Source organism: Amycolatopsis bullii, from assembly GCF_014654205.1.
Classification (GTDB): domain Bacteria; phylum Actinomycetota; class Actinomycetes; order Mycobacteriales; family Pseudonocardiaceae; genus Amycolatopsis; species Amycolatopsis plumensis.
Genome location: NZ_BNAW01000001.1, coordinates 495884 through 511356 on the forward strand (window position 1 = coordinate 495884; position 15473 = coordinate 511356).

The 15473-nt window shown below is 70.1% G+C and carries 14 protein-coding genes; 10 read left to right on the forward strand and 4 right to left on the reverse strand.

Going from position 1 to position 15473, the window contains the following annotated elements; translation table 11 throughout:
- Positions 1–68: 68 nt before the first annotated feature.
- Genes IE317_RS02260 through IE317_RS02280 form a run of 5 tightly spaced genes read left to right on the forward strand, consistent with a single transcriptional unit; the run spans position 69 to position 3884 of the window.
- Positions 69–1106, forward strand: a complete 1038-nt coding sequence (locus IE317_RS02260; RefSeq protein WP_191306326.1) for a FecCD family ABC transporter permease — start codon at positions 69–71, stop codon at positions 1104–1106.
- Positions 1106–2164: a FecCD family ABC transporter permease gene (locus tag IE317_RS02265; RefSeq protein ID WP_191306327.1), complete on the forward strand. Its 1059-nt coding sequence runs from the start codon at positions 1106–1108 to the stop codon at positions 2162–2164. The genes IE317_RS02260 and IE317_RS02265 overlap by 1 nt, the downstream gene beginning before the upstream one ends.
- Before the next feature lie 4 nt (positions 2165–2168).
- The gene (locus IE317_RS02270; protein WP_191306328.1) at positions 2169–2978 is read left to right on the forward strand and encodes an ABC transporter ATP-binding protein; all 810 of its coding nucleotides are present in this window, start codon (positions 2169–2171) and stop codon (positions 2976–2978) included.
- 20 nt (positions 2979–2998) lie between these two features.
- The gene (locus tag IE317_RS02275; RefSeq protein WP_191306329.1) at positions 2999–3487 is read left to right on the forward strand and encodes a DinB family protein; all 489 of its coding nucleotides are present in this window, start codon (positions 2999–3001) and stop codon (positions 3485–3487) included.
- A 4-nt stretch (positions 3488–3491) separates the two neighbouring features.
- The gene (locus IE317_RS02280) at positions 3492–3884 is read left to right on the forward strand and encodes a hypothetical protein (protein WP_191306330.1); all 393 of its coding nucleotides are present in this window, start codon (positions 3492–3494) and stop codon (positions 3882–3884) included.
- On the opposite strand, the gene IE317_RS02285 is transcribed toward IE317_RS02280, so the two are convergent.
- Complete coding sequence (locus tag IE317_RS02285) at positions 3871–5169, reverse strand: lysine N(6)-hydroxylase/L-ornithine N(5)-oxygenase family protein (RefSeq protein ID WP_191306331.1); 1299 nt, start codon at positions 5167–5169, stop codon at positions 3871–3873. The two genes, IE317_RS02280 and IE317_RS02285, sit on opposite strands and share 14 nt — an antisense overlap.
- Before the next feature lie 111 nt (positions 5170–5280).
- Between IE317_RS02285 and IE317_RS02290 the strand changes: the two genes are divergently transcribed.
- Positions 5281–6237 carry a methionyl-tRNA formyltransferase gene (locus IE317_RS02290; RefSeq protein ID WP_191306332.1) on the forward strand — a complete coding sequence of 319 codons (957 nt, stop codon included), beginning with the start codon at positions 5281–5283 and terminating at the stop codon, positions 6235–6237.
- A gap of 47 nt (positions 6238–6284) precedes the next feature.
- Here IE317_RS02290 and IE317_RS02295 read toward each other — a convergent pair whose 3' ends face one another.
- On the reverse strand, positions 6285–7235 hold the full coding sequence (locus IE317_RS02295; RefSeq protein ID WP_191306333.1) for a hypothetical protein: 951 nt from the start codon (positions 7233–7235) through the stop codon (positions 6285–6287).
- 281 nt (positions 7236–7516) lie between these two features.
- Here IE317_RS02295 and IE317_RS02300 point away from each other — a divergent pair, with 281 nt between their 5' ends.
- The 4 genes from IE317_RS02300 to IE317_RS02315 all read left to right on the forward strand — a co-directional run bounded on the left by IE317_RS02300 (position 7517) and on the right by IE317_RS02315 (position 12759).
- Complete coding sequence (locus IE317_RS02300) at positions 7517–9607, forward strand: alpha-galactosidase (RefSeq protein WP_191306334.1); 2091 nt, start codon at positions 7517–7519, stop codon at positions 9605–9607.
- A 112-nt stretch (positions 9608–9719) separates the two neighbouring features.
- Positions 9720–10991 (forward strand): extracellular solute-binding protein, encoded by a 1272-nt coding sequence (locus IE317_RS02305; RefSeq protein WP_191306335.1) that lies wholly within the window; start codon positions 9720–9722, stop codon positions 10989–10991.
- Positions 10973–11935, forward strand: coding sequence for a carbohydrate ABC transporter permease (locus IE317_RS02310; protein ID WP_191306336.1), 963 nt, complete (start codon positions 10973–10975; stop codon positions 11933–11935). The genes IE317_RS02305 and IE317_RS02310 overlap by 19 nt, the downstream gene beginning before the upstream one ends.
- Positions 11932–12759, forward strand: coding sequence for a carbohydrate ABC transporter permease (locus IE317_RS02315; RefSeq protein ID WP_191306337.1), 828 nt, complete (start codon positions 11932–11934; stop codon positions 12757–12759). The genes IE317_RS02310 and IE317_RS02315 overlap by 4 nt, the downstream gene beginning before the upstream one ends.
- A 533-nt stretch (positions 12760–13292) precedes the next feature.
- Here the strand turns inward: IE317_RS02315 and IE317_RS02320 are convergent.
- Together IE317_RS02320 and IE317_RS02325 are read right to left on the reverse strand one after the other, a co-directional pair.
- Complete coding sequence (locus IE317_RS02320) at positions 13293–13775, reverse strand: GNAT family N-acetyltransferase (RefSeq protein ID WP_229902410.1); 483 nt, start codon at positions 13773–13775, stop codon at positions 13293–13295.
- Positions 13772–15409 (reverse strand): ABC-F family ATP-binding cassette domain-containing protein, encoded by a 1638-nt coding sequence (locus IE317_RS02325; protein ID WP_191306338.1) that lies wholly within the window; start codon positions 15407–15409, stop codon positions 13772–13774. Before IE317_RS02325 ends, IE317_RS02320 begins: the two co-directional genes overlap by 4 nt.
- Positions 15410–15473 lie beyond the last annotated feature (64 nt).

Genomic DNA, 15473 nt, shown 5'->3' on the forward strand with positions numbered 1-15473 from the left:
CAGATGGTGAGGATGCACTCCTGTACCATCGGTTAGCCTTACCTAAATCAGTACCAGTCGGAGGTGCGGTGCGAACAGACCCCGGAGGGATCGCTCTCAAGCGACGCCCGCCACACACGGGCCGCGCGCTCGGTCTGCTGGCCGCTCTCGGTGTCCTGGTTTTCCTGTGCCTGCTGAGTGTCTGGCTGGGGTCGAAGGAGATTTCGTTCGGTGCCGTCTGGCAGGTGCTGTGGCACGACGACGGTTCGGCCGACGCGGTGATCATCCACAGTGTCCGGATGCCGCGGACGCTCCTGGCCGTGCTGGTCGGCGCCGCGCTCGGCCTGGCCGGCACGCTCATGCAGGCGCTGACCCGCAACCCGCTGGCCGAGCCGGGCCTGCTCGGCATCAGCGCCGGAGCCGCGTTCGCCATCGTCTTCTCCATCACCGTGCTCGGCGTCAGCTCGCTCTACGGCTACATCTGGTTCGCCTTCGCCGGCGCGCTCGCCGCGACGGTGGTCGTCTACTTCCTCGGCACCCGCGGCCGCAGCGGCTCGAGCCCGGTCAAGCTCGCCCTCGCCGGAGCCGCCGTCACGGCCCTGCTCGGCTCGTTCACCAGCGCGATGGTGCTCTCGGACCCGGTGGCGCTCAACCGCTTCCGGTTCTGGTCGGCCGGTTCGCTCGCCGGCGTCGACAGCGGTTCGCTGCTGCGGGTCCTGCCGTTCCTCGTCGTCGGCGTGGTGCTGGCGATCGCCAGCGGCCCCGCGCTCAACAGCCTCGCGCTCGGCGACGACGTCGCGGTCGCGCTCGGCCGCCGGCTGGGCCCGCTGCGGCTGCGCGGCGCCCTGGCCATCACGCTCCTGACCGGCGCCTCGGTCGCGGTCGCCGGTCCGATCGTGTTCCTCGGCCTGATCGTCCCGCACGCCGTGCGGTTCGTCATCGGCCCGGACCACCGGTGGCTGCTGCCCTACACCGCCGTCCTCGCCCCCTGCCTGCTGCTGGCCGCCGACATCCTCGGCCGGGTCATGGCCCGCCCCGGCGAAGTCCGGGCGGGCGTGATCGTCGCCTTCCTCGGCGCGCCCTTCTTCATCTGGCTGGTCCGCCGCCGCAAGCTGGTGGAGTCCTGATGAGCCTGCTGCAGGTGCGGCGCGACCGCGTCACCTTCCGCCTCGCGAAACCCGCGGTGTCCGGGCAGATCCGGCTGCGGCTCGTGGCCGTCTCGCTGGTGCTCGCCGTGGTCGCGTTCGCGTTGTTCTGCGTGGGCATGACGATCGGGGACGTCCCGCTGAGCGTGTCCGACGTCCTGTCGGCGGTGTTCGGCGGCGGCGACAGCGGCACCGGCTACATCGTCCGGGAGCTGCGGCTGCCACGGGCGCTGACCGGGCTGCTGGCCGGGCTCGCGTTCGGCGCGTCCGGCGCGGTGTTCCAGACCATCACGCGCAACCCCCTGGCCAGCCCGGACATGATCGGCATCAACGCGGGCGCGGCCACCGCCGTCGTCGCCGGGATCTCCTTCGGGTTCGGCGGCGGCCTCGGCACCACCACCCTCGGCCTGCTCGGCGGGCTGCTGACCGGCCTGCTCGTGTACGTCCTCGCCTGGCGGCGCGGCACCACCGGCTACCGGATCATCCTGGTCGGCATCGGCATCTTCGCGATGTGCACCAGCCTGACCGACTACCTGCTCAGCCGCGCGCAGATCACCGAAGCCCAGGCCTCGATCGGCTGGCTGGTCGGCAACCTCGCCAACCGCGGCTGGGAGCACGTCGTCCCGCTGGCCGGCGCGCTGGCGGTGCTGCTGCCGCTCGTGCTGGCCCTCTCGCGGTGGATGCGCACGCTGCAGCTCGGCGACGACGTGGCCGCGGGGCTCGGCACGCCGGTGCAGCCGGTGCGGCTGGGCCTGCTGCTGTCCGGTGCCGGGCTGGTGGCCTTCGCGACGGCGTCCGCGGGCCCGGTCTCGTTCGTCGCGCTGACCGCACCGCAGATCGCGCAACGCCTGGCGCGCCAGGCTTCCCCGCCGCTGACGGCATCCGCGCTCACCGGCGCGGTCGTGGTGCTGGGCAGCGACATCCTGGCCCGCACGATCACCGCGTCCCCGCTGCCGGTCGGCATCGTGACCGGCGCGCTCGGCGCCCCGCTGCTGCTCTGGCTGCTGGCCAGGGCCAACCGATCCGGCTCCGGAGGCTGAGAAGATGACACCGTCCCTGCGCGTGCAGGACCTGCGCGTCGCCTACGACGACCGGGTCGTCATCGACGGCCTCGACCTCGACGTCCCGCCCGGGCGGATCACCGCGATCGTCGGGGCGAACGCGTGCGGGAAGTCGACGCTGCTGCGCACGATGGCCCGGCTGCTGACCCCGAAGTCGGGCGCGGTGTACCTCGACGGCCGCTCGATCCAGGACCTCCCCACCCGCCAGGTCGCCCAGCGGCTCGGCATCCTGCCGCAGTCCCCGGTGGCGCCCGAGGGCATGACGGTGGCCGACCTCGTCGGCCGCGGCCGCGCCCCGCACCAGAGCTGGTGGCGCCAATGGTCCACATCGGACGAAGACGCGGTCCGCGCCGCCCTGGAGGCGACGTCGATGACCGACATGGCCGACCGCCCGGTGGACGAGCTCTCCGGTGGCCAGCGGCAGCGCGCGTGGATCGCGATGGCGGTCGCCCAGGGCACCCCGGTGCTGCTGCTCGACGAGCCGACGACGTACCTGGACCTCGCCCACCAGATCGACGTGCTGGACCTGGTGGTCGACCTCAACCGCGCGGAGGGCCGCACGGTGGTGATGGTGCTGCACGACCTCCCGCAGGCGTGCCGCTACGCCGACCACGTGATCGCGATGAAGGCGGGCCGCGTGGTGGCCTCCGGCGAGCCGGCGTCCGTGATCACGGAGGAGCTCGTCGAGGAGGTCTTCGACGTCCGCTGCCAGGTGACCCCGGACCCGGTGAGCGGGACGCCGATGGTCATCCCGATCAGCCGCCACCACCCGGCACCGGTGCACCAGGGCTGATTCTCGGGCAAGCTGGCGGCATGTACGTGCTGCCCGACAAGACCACCGGCTCCGAGCGTGACCTGCTGGAAACCATGATCGACCGGGGCCGCCTCGCTCTCGTCGAAAACCTGCGAGGCCTCTCGGAAGCCGACGCCCGGCGCCGGCTCGTCCCGTCTCTGACCACGCCGATCGCCCTGGTCAAGCACGCCGCCGTCGCCGAGCGGCGGTGGTTCCAGTGGCTGATCGCCGGGCTCGACGAGACCGAGATCGACGGCCCCTCGACCCCCGGGGACGTCAGTTTCGCGGTCGCCGACGACGAAACGGTCGACGGCGTGATCGCCGAATACGAGCGGACCAGCGCGCGCTCCCGCGAGATCGCGGCCGGTTTCTCGCTCGACGACCGGTGGACGCACCCGGTCGTCGGCGAGGTGACCCTCCGGTTCGTCTACCTGTTCCTGATCGAGGAACTCGCCCGCCACACCGGCCACGGCGACATCCTCCGAGAACAGATCACCGCGGCGGGCTGACGGCGTGCTCGCCGAGCGCCTGCTGAGCACCCCGCCGGCGAACCTGCGCGTCGAGCGGCTCGCCGTGCTCGACTGGTACGACGGCCCGATCGAGGGCTACCTGCGGGTCGCCGATCCCGGTTCGTGCTGGCACTTCGAGGTCGTCGCGGCGGCGCACCCGGACAAGGGTCCCGGCGAGCGGCACTACGCGCTGTCCGCCGCTCCGGACGACGTCTTCGAGCGCCTGCGGGAGTTCCTCGAGCCACCGTCGACCGGACGCGTCTGGGTGCCCCGCGGGCCCTCCGGCGCCGAGGAAGCGCTGGACCGGCTGAAGCAGGCGCTTCCCGGTCCGGCGCTCGTCGTGCGCTCGACGTACCTCTACGACCTCACCGCCGTGTGGCCCTTCAGCGCGCGCTGACCGCCAGCTCCCCGGCCGGCTCCGCGACCACCCGGCGGTCCACGACCGACTGCAGGATCTCCCCCACCCGCACCGCGGTGTTCGACAGCAACGACGACGTGATGCCGTGCGTGTGCTCGGTGCCGCCCTGCAGGTAGATCCCGCCGCGGACGGGCGCTTCGGTCACCAGCCGGTAGTCGCGCTCGACGCGCAGGCGCCCGGACTCGTCGCGCAGGCACCGCGGGCCCAGTTCGCCGAGCAGCGGCGTCGGGTCCGCGGGCCGGTAACCCGTGGCGTAGACGACGGCGTCGGCGTCCAGGACCGTGCGCTCGCCGGTGGTCAGGGACTCGACCGTCACCGTGCCCGCGTCGGTCACCTCGGCCGGGCGCGAGACGTTGAACAACCGCAGCCGTTCCACGCCCAGCACCTTCTCGCGGTAGACGCGCCGGTAGAGCTCGTCGATCAGGTCGAGGTCGACGGCCGAGTAGTTCGTCGCGCCGTGGTAGCGCATCAGGCGGTCCTTGACCGGCTCGCCCGCGCGGTAGAACTGGTCGACGGCGTCCGGGTCGAAGATGCGGTTGGCGAACGAGCTGTCGTCGGCCGGGCTGTAGCCGTAGCGGGCGAACACCGCGCACACCTCGGCGCGGGGGAACTCCTCGTGCAGCAACGCTGCGACCTCGGCGGCGCTCTGGCCGGCCCCGACCACGACGAACCGCTTCGGGTCGGCGCCCCGCAGGGCGTCCACGCGGAACAGCAGTTCGCTGTTGTGCCAGATCCGCGGCCCGGCCGTGACGCCCTCGGGCAGCTGGGGCCGCAGACCCGTGCCCATCACCAGGTTCCGGGCACGCAGCGTCGACCCGTCCGAAGCCCGGACGTCGAAGTACGCGACCTCGGCGCCGTCGTACACCGGCGTCACGGAGACGACCTCGGTGCCGTAGGAGACGACGTCGTCGACCTTCGCGGCCGCCCACTCGAAGTAGTCGTGGAACTCCACGCGCAGCGGGAAGAGGTTCTTGTGGTTGATGAAGTCGACCAGCCGCCCGGCCGCGTGCAGGTAGTTGAGGAAGCTGAACTCGCTGGTGGGGTTCCGCATGGTGACGAGGTCCTTGAGGAACGACACCTGCATGGTCGCGGTGTCGATCAGCATCCCGCGGTGCCAGCCGAAGCGCGGCTGCCGCTCGAGGAAGTGCGCGGTCACCGGTTCCCCGTGACCCGCGTTGTGCTCGGCGAGGGCGATCGCGAGAGCGAGGTTCGACGGCCCGAAGCCCACGCCGACGATGTCGTAGATCGGGACCTCTGCAGTCATGGTGCTCCCTCGCGCTCCAGTACGGTTCAGGGCACCCTAACCTAACTTAGGCGAGCCTGTCCTAGTACGTTCGTGGTGATGTTCGTCCCCGACCATGAAAGGCACTCTCGAATGCGCGTGGCGATGTTCGGCTACCAGACCTGGGGGCACCGGACCCTCCAGGCGCTCATCGACGCCGGCCACGAGGTCGCCCTCGTGGTCACCCATCCGAAGAGCGACCACGCCTACGAGCGGATCTGGGCCGACTCGGTCGCCGACCTCGCCGCCGAGCACGACATCCGCGTCCTGCTGCGCACCCGCCCGGACGACGCCGAGCTGCTGGCCGAGCTCAAGGCCGCCGACCTCGATCTGATCGTGGCGAACAACTGGCGCACCTGGCTGCCGCCGGAGATCTTCGAGCTGCCGCGCCACGGCACCCTGAACATCCACGACTCGCTGCTGCCGGCGTACGCGGGCTTCTCGCCGCTCATCTGGGCCATGATCAACGGCGAGCCCGAAGTCGGCGTCACCGCCCACATGATGGACGGCGAACTCGACGCCGGCGACATCGTGCTGCAGCGCGCGATTCCGGTCGGGCCCGCCGACACCACGACCGACCTCTTCCACCGCACGGTCGACCTCATCGCGCCGATCACCGCCGAAGCCCTCTCGATGATCGAGACCGGCTACACCCCGGTGCCGCAGGACCGGTCCAAGGCCAGCTTCTTCCACAAGCGGGCCAAGCGGGACAGCCTGATCGACTGGACGCTGCCGCCCGCGGACCTCGAGCGGTTCGTGCGCGCCCTTTCGGACCCGTACCCGAACGCGTTCGCCTACCACCGCGGCGAGGAGCTGCGGATCCTGAAGGCGTCGGTGTCGCGGGGCCACTACGGCGGCACGCCGGGCCGGATCTTCATCCGCGAAGGCGACGGCGTGGTGATCGTCGCCGGGCCGGACGCCCGGCGCGGGCAGTCCCCCGGCCTGCTGGTCGAGCGCGTCCGCACGGCCGACGGGACCGAACTGCCCGCGCACGAGTACTTCAAGACGATGGGCGGCTATTTGTGCAGTGACGCGAAGCGTCTCCGTTGAGGGTGGTGGCGGGGGCATGGATGGACTTACCGACCGGCCCTGACCGGTCAGCCGTCCTTGCCCCGCGCCGGCTCGACCGCGTTCCGGTCCACGGCGCCGGGCAGGGTGCGGACGATCGTGTCCTGCGCCCAGCGTTCGCTGAACCCGGCGAGGAAAGCGAGGCCGGCGAAGAACAGCTTGACCTGTTCCGGGCCGGCCGGGACGGCGATCGGCAGCAGTCCGGCGCCGACGAGCACGAACATCGCCGCGCCGAAGATGGCGCCGATGATCAGCCGGAAACCGCCGGAAAGGAAGACCACGACCCGGCCCTGGTCGAGGCCCACCCGCACTCTTTCCCGGTTCGCCGTGCGCGTCATGACGCTCAGGATCGCGCCGACGGCACCGGACACCAGGCAGGTGAGCAACCGCGGGCCGAATTCGGCCTGCATGGGCACGAAATTGAGGCCGACCACGACGGCGAGGGCCAGCACGGCACCCACGGCCAGACCGCCGAGGTAGCGGATGAGAGCGCGGTCCAAGGCGGCGTCGCGCGCGTTCTGCTCGATCTGGCGGATTTCCTTCCGGGCCGAAGCGGCCGCGGCCGGCACCCGCTCGGGCTTGTGCGGCGAACCCACCATCGCGTCGAGCACGCTCAGGAGGACCACGGCCGTGGTGTAGATGCCGCGCGCCAGGATCTCCTGGGTCTCCCCGCGAAGCAGGACCGAGTACTTCCGCTCCACCCGGCGGGCCGACTGGAAGACGTCGTCGACTTCCGTGGTGCTCTCGAGCGGGTCGTAGTACAGCCTCATCTTGAGGACCGCCCGCTCCGCACCGCCGTTCACCTCCTTCCGCTCCTTGGCGGCGACGAGCAGCACCGCCGCCCGGAAATCGAGCGCGTAGAACTCTTCCAGGATCTTTCCCTGCTCGCGCTCGTACGCCGCCCGCATCGCCGCGAACCGCGGACCCCCGGCGCGCTTGGCCTCGATGAGATCGGGCAGGCACGGGCAGTCGTCCGGCATTTCCAGGACTACCGGCGTACCCCTCAACTCGCTTTCCGCCACCACGGCAATCTCCCCTCGTCGACGACAGCCGGCGTCGCCGCCACGTCGCCACCCCTCGAATCTTTCCGATCTCACCCATTGTTACGAGAGCCACCCGACGGAACCAATGTCATTTCCGGAAAGCCACTCGAACAGCCGCAGGAAATAACACTCCGGGGGCTTTGGCGTCACATTTGCGCGGTGCCCGGTGGGCGGGACATCCCTTGGCGGCGGCCGCGGCGGTGAGCAGGATGGCCCGCATGGCCGTGATCAGTTTCCTCGAAGAACACCGCACCTGGGTGCTCACCGGGGAGTCGTGCACGTACGCGCTGCGGCTCGACGAAGACGACGTCCCCACCCACGTGCACTGGGGCCCTCCCCTGCCCGAAGCTGACGTCGTCGAGCTGATGGAAAGCACACTTCCCTGGTGGGACGGCTTCAACGACCCGAACGAAGGGCTCGGGGAACTCGCCGCCGACGGCGGCACCCGGTACTGGACACCCGCCCTGCAGGTCCGGTTCGCCGACGGGACGCGGGCCCTCGAATGGCGGTACGCCGACCACGACGTCACCGACGGGCACCTGCGCCTGTTCTTCGAGGACCGGCACTATCCGCTGCGGATCACCCTGCACTACCGGCTGCGCGGTGCCGTCCTCGAACGCTGGACCGAGCTCGGCGCGGACACCGACGTCGAAGTCGTCCGGGCCGATTCGGCCACCTGGGCGTTGCCGGTGTTCGAGGACTACCGGCTCAGCCACGTCACCGGTCGCTGGGCGGCGGAGACACAGCTGCACCGGTCGCCGGTGCCGCACGGCGAAACCGTCTTCGGCAGCCGCCGCGGGATCACCAGCCACCACGCCAACCCGTGGGTGATGGTCGACGACGGCACGGCGACCGAGGGCCACGGCGAGGTCTACGGGATCGCGCTGGCCTGGAGCGGGTCGTGGCGCCTGACCACCACCCGATCCTCGACCGGACGGCTGACGGTGAGCGGCGGCTTCGGCCAGGACGGCGTCGTCCACCGCGTCGGCCCGGGCCGTCCGCTGACCACCCCGGTCGCGGCCGGGCTGTACACCGACGGCGGGTTCGGTGCGGCGAGCCGCGCGTGGCACGCCTACGTCCTCGCGCACGTCCTGCCGCACCCGGACGAGCTGCGCCCGGTGCTCTACAACTCGTGGGAGGCCACCGGGTTCGACGTCACCGAGGCGGGGCAGCGGGCCCTCGCCGAGCGGGCGGCGGCACTCGGCGTCGAGCTGTTCGTGATGGACGACGGCTGGTTCGGCGCCCGCACCGGCGACCACGCCGGGCTCGGCGACTGGCAGGTCAACCGCGAGCGCTTCCCCGACGGGCTCAAGCCCTTGGTCGACGCGGTGCACGGGCTCGGCATGCGGTTCGGCATCTGGGTCGAGCCCGAGATGGTCAACCCGGACAGCGACCTCCACCGCGCCCACCCGGACTGGGTGCTGCACCACCCGCACCGGCGCCGTTCGGAGCTGCGGCGGCAGCTGGTACTCAACTTCGCGCGCCCGGACGTCGCGGCGTGGGCGCACGAGTGGCTTGACCGGCTCGTCGGCTCACAGGGCATCGACTTCCTCAAGTGGGACATGAACCGGCCGTTCAGCGAAGCGGGCTGGCCCGGCGAACGCGACCAGGACCGGTTGTGGGTCGAGCACACCCGCGCGGTGTACGCGCTGCTCGACCGGCTGCGCGCGGACCACCCCGGGCTGCGGATCGAGGCGTGCGCGGGCGGCGGCGGGCGGATCGACCTCGGCGTGCTCACCCGCACCGACCAGGTCTGGACCTCCGACAACACCGACGCGCTCGACCGGCTGCGGATCCAGCACGGCTACGGGCAGGTCTACCCCGCCCGCGCGATGTCGGCGTGGGTCACCGACAACCCGAACTTCGTGACGGCCCGTTCGGTGCCGCTGGAGTTCCGGTTCCACGTCGCCATGGCCGGCGTGCTCGGCCTCGGCGGTGACATCGTGCACTGGCCCGAAGACGATCTCACGCTCGCGCGGGAGCTCGTGGCTCTCTACAAGGACATCCGGCCGGTCGTGCAACACGGCGCGCTGTACCGGCTCCGGCCGCCGGTCGACGACGGCGTGACCGCGCTCCAGTACGTCCACGGCGATCGCGTGGTCGTGTTCGCCTACCGGCAGGCCGCGCACTTCAACGCGCCCGAGCGACCCCTGCGGCTGGCCGGTCTCGATCCCGCTCACCGGTACCTGGATCCCGATTCCGGCGTCACGCACAGCGGCGCCGTGCTCCTCGCCCGCGGACTGCCGCCCGGCCTTCCGACCGGCGACTTCGCCAGCAGAGTCGTCCGGCTCGAGCGAGTAAAGATCTGATCTATCCGGCCGCGTGGTGCCCTTTCGACGGGATTCGATGCTTGACACTGCGTTAAACGTCCGATCGAATGCCTCGTACATCACATATGGTGGGTGACGGAAGGCGGCGGTCATGAGAAGGTCACTGGCGCTGGGCGCAGCGGCGCTCCTGGCGGTGAGCGCGTGCTCGGTCGGGTCGAACACCGGCGGCAGCGGCGGCGCGGAGATCACCTTCCTGACCTTCGAGACGCCGAACCTCACACCGTCCTATTGGGACGCCGCCATCAAGCGCGTCACCGACAAGAACCCGGGGATCAAGGTCAAGAAGCTCGTCGCGCCGACCGCCGACGGGCGGACGTCGTACGCGAAGCAGCTTCTGCAGTCCGGGCAGTTCCCGGACGTGATGATCGCCGTCGACTCGGCCGGCTTCGCCGAAGCGGGCAACCTCTACGCCTGGACGCCCGAGGAACTGAAGGACTTCCAGTTCCCGCAGGCCAATCCGGTCAACGGCAAGTACTACCAGCTGCCGGCCAACACCCAGACCATCCCGCCGATCTACTACAACAAGAAGATGTTCGCCGACGCGGGCATCGCGGCGCCGCCGAAGACGTGGGACGAACTCGTCACCGACGCCGGCAAGCTGAAGGAAAAGGGCTTTCCGCCGTTCACCATCGGCGGCGGCAAAGACGGCTTCCCGTCGTCGATGATCCTCTCCGGGCTGGTGAGCACCGAGGTCTACGACACGATGCCGGACTGGCTCACCCAGCGCCGCCAGGACAAGGTGAAGTTCGCCGATCCCGCGTTCCAGCACGCGTTTTCGAAGCTCGCCGACCTCGCGGCGAAGGGGTACGTCGACAAGACCAGCGTGTCCCGCGACTACGCGGCGACCGAGCAGGCGTTCCTCGACGGCCAGGGCGCGATGTACCCGATGGGCAACTGGTTCGCCGCCAACGCCGACTCGAAGAAGCACGATTTCGAGGTTGGCGTGTTCAACTTCCCCACCGAGGACGGCAAACTCGTCGTCCCCGCCTACACCGGCGGCGGCATGATCGTGAACGCCAAGGCCGCGAACCTCGAAGCAGCCAGGAAGTTCGCCCTCGGTTTCCAGCTCGACAAGGACCAGCTGGACGCGTCGGTGAAGGCCGACGGGCTGTTCCCGGCGATCAAGGGCTACACGCCGCCGTCCGACGTCGGGGCGACGTTCAAGGCGGGCTACGACCTGTACGCCCAAGCCGTGCAGCAGAACGCCGTGGTCCACGCGTTCCGGTGGGAGACCGCCGACGACGGGCTGCTGCCGGGCATGAAGGACAAGGTCGACCAGGCCGCCCAGGACGTCATCACCGGCCGCAAGTCCGTGGCCGACGCGTGCACGTTCCTGGACACCGAGTGGGCGAAGGCGGGCTGACGTCCTTGACCGCCGTCGTCGCTCCCCCCGCCCCGTCCCGCCCTGCCGTCCGCCGCCGCCGACGTCGGCCGGTCTGGCCCCGGCTGGCGCACTTCGCGTCGTTCGGCGCGCCGGGCGTGCTCGTCTACCTGTGTTTCGTGATGGCGCCGATCTTGATCAGCTTCGGCTACAGCCTGACGAACTACAACCCGTTCAACCCGCCGGTGAAGTTCGTCGGCCTCGACAACTACCGGCTGCTGTTCAGCGACGAGCAGTTCCTGACCGCGCTGAAGGTGACCACGATCCTGACCTTGATCGTGGTGGTCGTGCCCAACGTGCTGGGCCTGGGCGTGGCGTTGCTGCTGGACCGGAAGGGCTGGCTGTACAACGCTTTGCGGAGCGTGTTCTTCACCCCGGTGATCCTCAGTTCGGTGGTGGTGTCGATCGTCTGGTCCCGCTTGCTCGACGACCGCGGGCCACTGAATTCCTTGCTGCGCGCCGTGGGCGTCTCGCACCCGCCGGGCTGGCTGTCCGATCCGGACGTCGCGCTGTATTCGGTCGCGTCGATCGTGTGCTGGCAGATGCTCGGGTTCTGCGTCGTGGTCTACCTGGCCGGGTTGCAGGGGGTGCCGGCGGAGCTGCTGGAGGCCGCGGAGATCGACGGCGCGGGGCCGCTGCGCCGGTTCCGCGCGGTCACCTGGCCGCTGCTGGCCCCGTCGCTGACGATCAACACGGTGGTGCTGCTGATCTCGGCGTTCAAGACCTACGACTACGTCAAGGTGATCACCAACGGCGGCCCGGGTTCCGGCGCAACGGCCACCATCGCGTTCGACGTCCTCCAGACGGGCTTCGACTCCAACCACGTCGGTTACGCGTCCGCGATGGCCGTGCTGATGCTGGTGATCGTCGCGCTGGTGACGACGGTCGTGCTCAGTTTCCTGCGCCGCCGGGAGGTGGACCTGTGACCCACCCCCGTTCACCGGCCCGGCCCGCGGTGGCGTTGCTGGTCAGCGCGGTGTTCTTCGTGCCGTTGTATTTGGTGCTGGCCAACGTGTTCAAGCGGGGCGAGCTGATCGCGAAGGAGCCGGCGTCGCTGCCGCTGCCGCCGACGTTGGCGAACATCCACGCGGTGCTGACCCGGCCGGACGGGTTGTTCTGGGTCAGCCTGACGAACAGCATCGTGGTGACGGTGCTGTCGATCCTGGTACTAACGGTGCTCTCGGCAATGCTGGGTCACTACCTTGCGCGCTCGGGCAAGCGGTGGACGAAGGTGCTGACTTTGGTCCTGCTGGCCGGCTTGATGATTCCGCCGCAGGTGATCCTGATCCCGATCACCGACGTGCTCCGGGTGACGCATCTGATGGCGACGCTGCAGGGGCTGATCCTGTTCAACGTCGGGTATTACGTGCCGTTCGGGGTGTTCGTGTTCACGGGCTTCATCCGCGGTGTGCCGGTGGAATTGGAGGAGGCGGCCCTGCTCGACGGAGCGAGCCGCATGCAGGTGTTCTGGCGAGTGGTGTTCCCCCTCCTCCGCCCAGCGACGGCATCGGTGTTGATTTTTCTGGGTGTGTGGATCTGGAACGACTTCATCGATCCGTTGATCATTCTGGGACCCAGCCAGGGAACCACGATCACGACGGGCATCTACCGGTCGATCGGGCAGTATCAGGCGGATTTGGGCAGCGTGTTCGCGCTGATGTTCTTGGCGACGCTGCCGGTGTTGATCTTTTATCTGGCATTGCAGAAGCAGTTCGTGAAGGGCCTGACGGGCGGGGCGACGAAGGGTTGAGCAGTGCTCTCCCGCGAGAGCAGTGCTCACTCAGGAGATGCGCAGGGCGCTCCCTTTCGAGAGCACCGCTCTCGAAAGGGAGCATCCTTCGCACCCAAGCGGGAAGCAGCAATCAGCTTCGAGAGCACTGCTCACAACCCAGACGCGTCGGCACACTCCAGAGCACCGCTCACCGCAACAACCATCACCATCCACCGCCGAGAGCACCGCTCTCGCGCAACAGCAGCCACCGCCCACCACCCAGAGCACCGCTCACACGCGGCGGCGACCGCTGCTCGCCACTGAGAGCACCGCTCTCCCAAAGCGCGCGCCTCCGCGTGCCGAAGAGAGCACCGATCAACTCAGCGAGCACCGCTCATGCGCCACTGCCGACCGAGCCCGCCGGTCGAGAGCACCGCTCTCCGACCGCTGCTCGCAACAGCGGGCAGTGTTCCGAGGCGAGAGCACCGCTCTCGCGAGTCGCCGGTACAACGCTCCAAACCGAGAGCACCGCTCTCGCCGCGACAGTGACCGACCAAAGAGCGGCGCGCGCGTCAGAGCACCTTGACCATGGTGTCCGACTGTGCCGACCCGGCCCCCACCATCTCGTAGCCCTCCGCCAAATAGAGCCGCTGCGCGAAGTTCTTCCGTTCGACACTGAGACTGATCCGCCGCACACCAGCCTCACGAGCGCGACCTTCGAGAGCCCGAAGCAACGCGCGCCCGACACCCCGGCCACGCCAGGCAGCAGCCACACCGATCGTCAGCTCGGGAACGTCGGCAGCCACGAACCCATACCCCGGATCCTCGGCAGAAAAGAACCGCAGCCAAGCCGCGCCAACCGCTTCCCCATCCACATCGGCAACCACACCGAGATCCCCACCCCGCGGCCAGTCAGCAACGTAATGCCCGGTATCCGGAGCCGCCAGCACACGACGGCGCGACTTCCTCTTCCACTCGGACGACCAGTTGACCGCGGCCACGAGCATGTCGGCGAGGAAGTCCCCGTCCGACGGCGTCGCCTCGCGGAGGATCAAAGCTCGCTGACCTTGCCGCCGTCGACGACCAAGCGGCGCGTCACCTGCACGGCGTCGAGCATCCGGCGGTCGTGCGTCACCAGCAGCAGCGTCCCCGGGTACCTGTCCAGCGCCGCCTCGAGCTGCTCGATCGCCGGCAGATCCAGGTGGTTGGTCGGCTCGTCCAGCACCAGCAGGTTCACCCCGCGCGCCTGCAGCAACGCCAGCGCCGCCCGCGTCCGCTCCCCCGGCGAGAGCGTCGCCGCCGGGCGCAGGACGTGGGCGGCCTTCAATCCGTACTTGGCCAGCAACGTCCGGACCTCCGCGTCCGCGAGCTCCGGCACCTCGCGCGCGAACGCCGAAACCAGCGGGACGTCACCGAGGAACAGCCGCCGCGCCTGGTCGACCTCGCCGACCACGACACCCGGCCCCAGCGCCGCGGCCCCGTCCGACAACGCGATCCGGCCCAGCAGCGCCGCCAGGAGCGTCGACTTGCCGGAGCCGTTCGCCCCGGTGATGGCGACCTTGTCCGCCCAGTCGATCTGCAGGTCCACCGGTCCGAGCGTGAACTCGCCCCGCCGGACCACCGCGCCGCGCAGCGTCGCGACCACCGCGCCCGCCCGCGGGGCCGCGGCGATCTCCATCCGCAGCTCCCACTCCTTGCGCGGCTCCTCGACGACCTCCAGCCGCTCGATCATCCGGTCGGTCTGCCGTGCCTTCGACGCCTGCTTCTCCGTCGCCTCGGTGCGGAACTTGCGCGCCGCCTTGTCGTTGTCGGGCTGCTTCCGGCGGGCGTTCTTGACGCCCTTCTCCATCCACGCCCGCTGCATCCGCCCGCGCGCCTCCAGCGACGCCTTCGTGTCGGCGTACTCCTCGTACTCCTCGCGCGCGTGCCGCCGGGCGACCTCGCGCTCTTCGAGGTAGGACTCGTACCCGCCGCCGTAGACGTTCACCTGCTGCTGGGCCAGGTCCAGCTCGACCACCCGGTCGACGGTCCGCGCCAGGAACTCGCGGTCGTGGCTCACCAGCACCGTCGCCGCGCGGAGGCCGGACACGAACCGTTCCAGCCGGGCCAGGCCGTCCAGGTCGAGGTCGTTCGTCGGCTCGTCGAGCAGGAAGACGTCGTAGCGGCTCAGCAGCAGCGAGGCGAGCCCCGCCCGCGCTGCCTGGCCGCCCGAGAGCGACGTCATCGGCTGGTCCAGGTCCACGGCCAGGCCGAGGTCGGCGGCCACTTCGGCGGCCCGGTCGTCGAGGTCGGCGCCGCCGAGGGCGAGCCACCGGTCCAGCGCCGCGGCGTAGAGGTCGTCCGCGCCCGGTGCACCGTCGGTCAACGCCGAGGTCGCCGCGTCGAGGTCGGCCTGGGCCGCCGAGACGCCGGTGCGCCGCGCCAGGAAGGCCCGCACCGACTCGCCTTCGCGCCGTTCCGGCTCCTGCGGCAGGTGCCCGACGGTCGCGGCCGGCGGGTTCAGCCGGACCTCGCCACTGTCGGGCTTCGCGAGTCCCGCGAGGGTGCGCAGGAGCGTGGACTTGCCGGCGCCGTTGACGCCGACCAGGCCGACGACGTCCCCGGGGGCGACGACGAGATCGAGGCCGGAGAAGAGGATGCGGTCACCGTGGCCCGCGGCCAGGTCCTTCGCGACGAGAGTTGCGCTCATGAGGTAGCCGAGTCTACGACCTCGTGGTGAACTGTCAGATCAAGGTCAAAACCACCGACGGTGT

What these genes read in the sequence shown, in the direction of transcription:
- IE317_RS02265 (WP_191306327.1), top strand. Translation starts at nt 1,106, where the DNA reads ATGAGCCTGCTGCAGGTGCGGCGCGACCGCGTCACCTTCCGCCTCGCG.
- IE317_RS02270 (WP_191306328.1), top strand. Translation starts at nt 2,169, where the DNA reads ATGACACCGTCCCTGCGCGTGCAGGACCTGCGCGTCGCCTACGACGAC.
- IE317_RS02275 (WP_191306329.1), top strand. Translation starts at nt 2,999, where the DNA reads ATGTACGTGCTGCCCGACAAGACCACCGGCTCCGAGCGTGACCTGCTG.
- IE317_RS02285 (WP_191306331.1), bottom strand. Translation starts at nt 5,169, where the DNA reads ATGACTGCAGAGGTCCCGATCTACGACATCGTCGGCGTGGGCTTCGGG.
- IE317_RS02290 (WP_191306332.1), top strand. Translation starts at nt 5,281, where the DNA reads ATGCGCGTGGCGATGTTCGGCTACCAGACCTGGGGGCACCGGACCCTC.
- IE317_RS02295 (WP_191306333.1), bottom strand. Translation starts at nt 7,235, where the DNA reads ATGCCGGACGACTGCCCGTGCCTGCCCGATCTCATCGAGGCCAAGCGC.
- IE317_RS02300 (WP_191306334.1), top strand. Translation starts at nt 7,517, where the DNA reads ATGGCCGTGATCAGTTTCCTCGAAGAACACCGCACCTGGGTGCTCACC.
- IE317_RS02305 (WP_191306335.1), top strand. Translation starts at nt 9,720, where the DNA reads ATGAGAAGGTCACTGGCGCTGGGCGCAGCGGCGCTCCTGGCGGTGAGC.
- IE317_RS02325 (WP_191306338.1), bottom strand. Translation starts at nt 15,409, where the DNA reads ATGAGCGCAACTCTCGTCGCGAAGGACCTGGCCGCGGGCCACGGTGAC.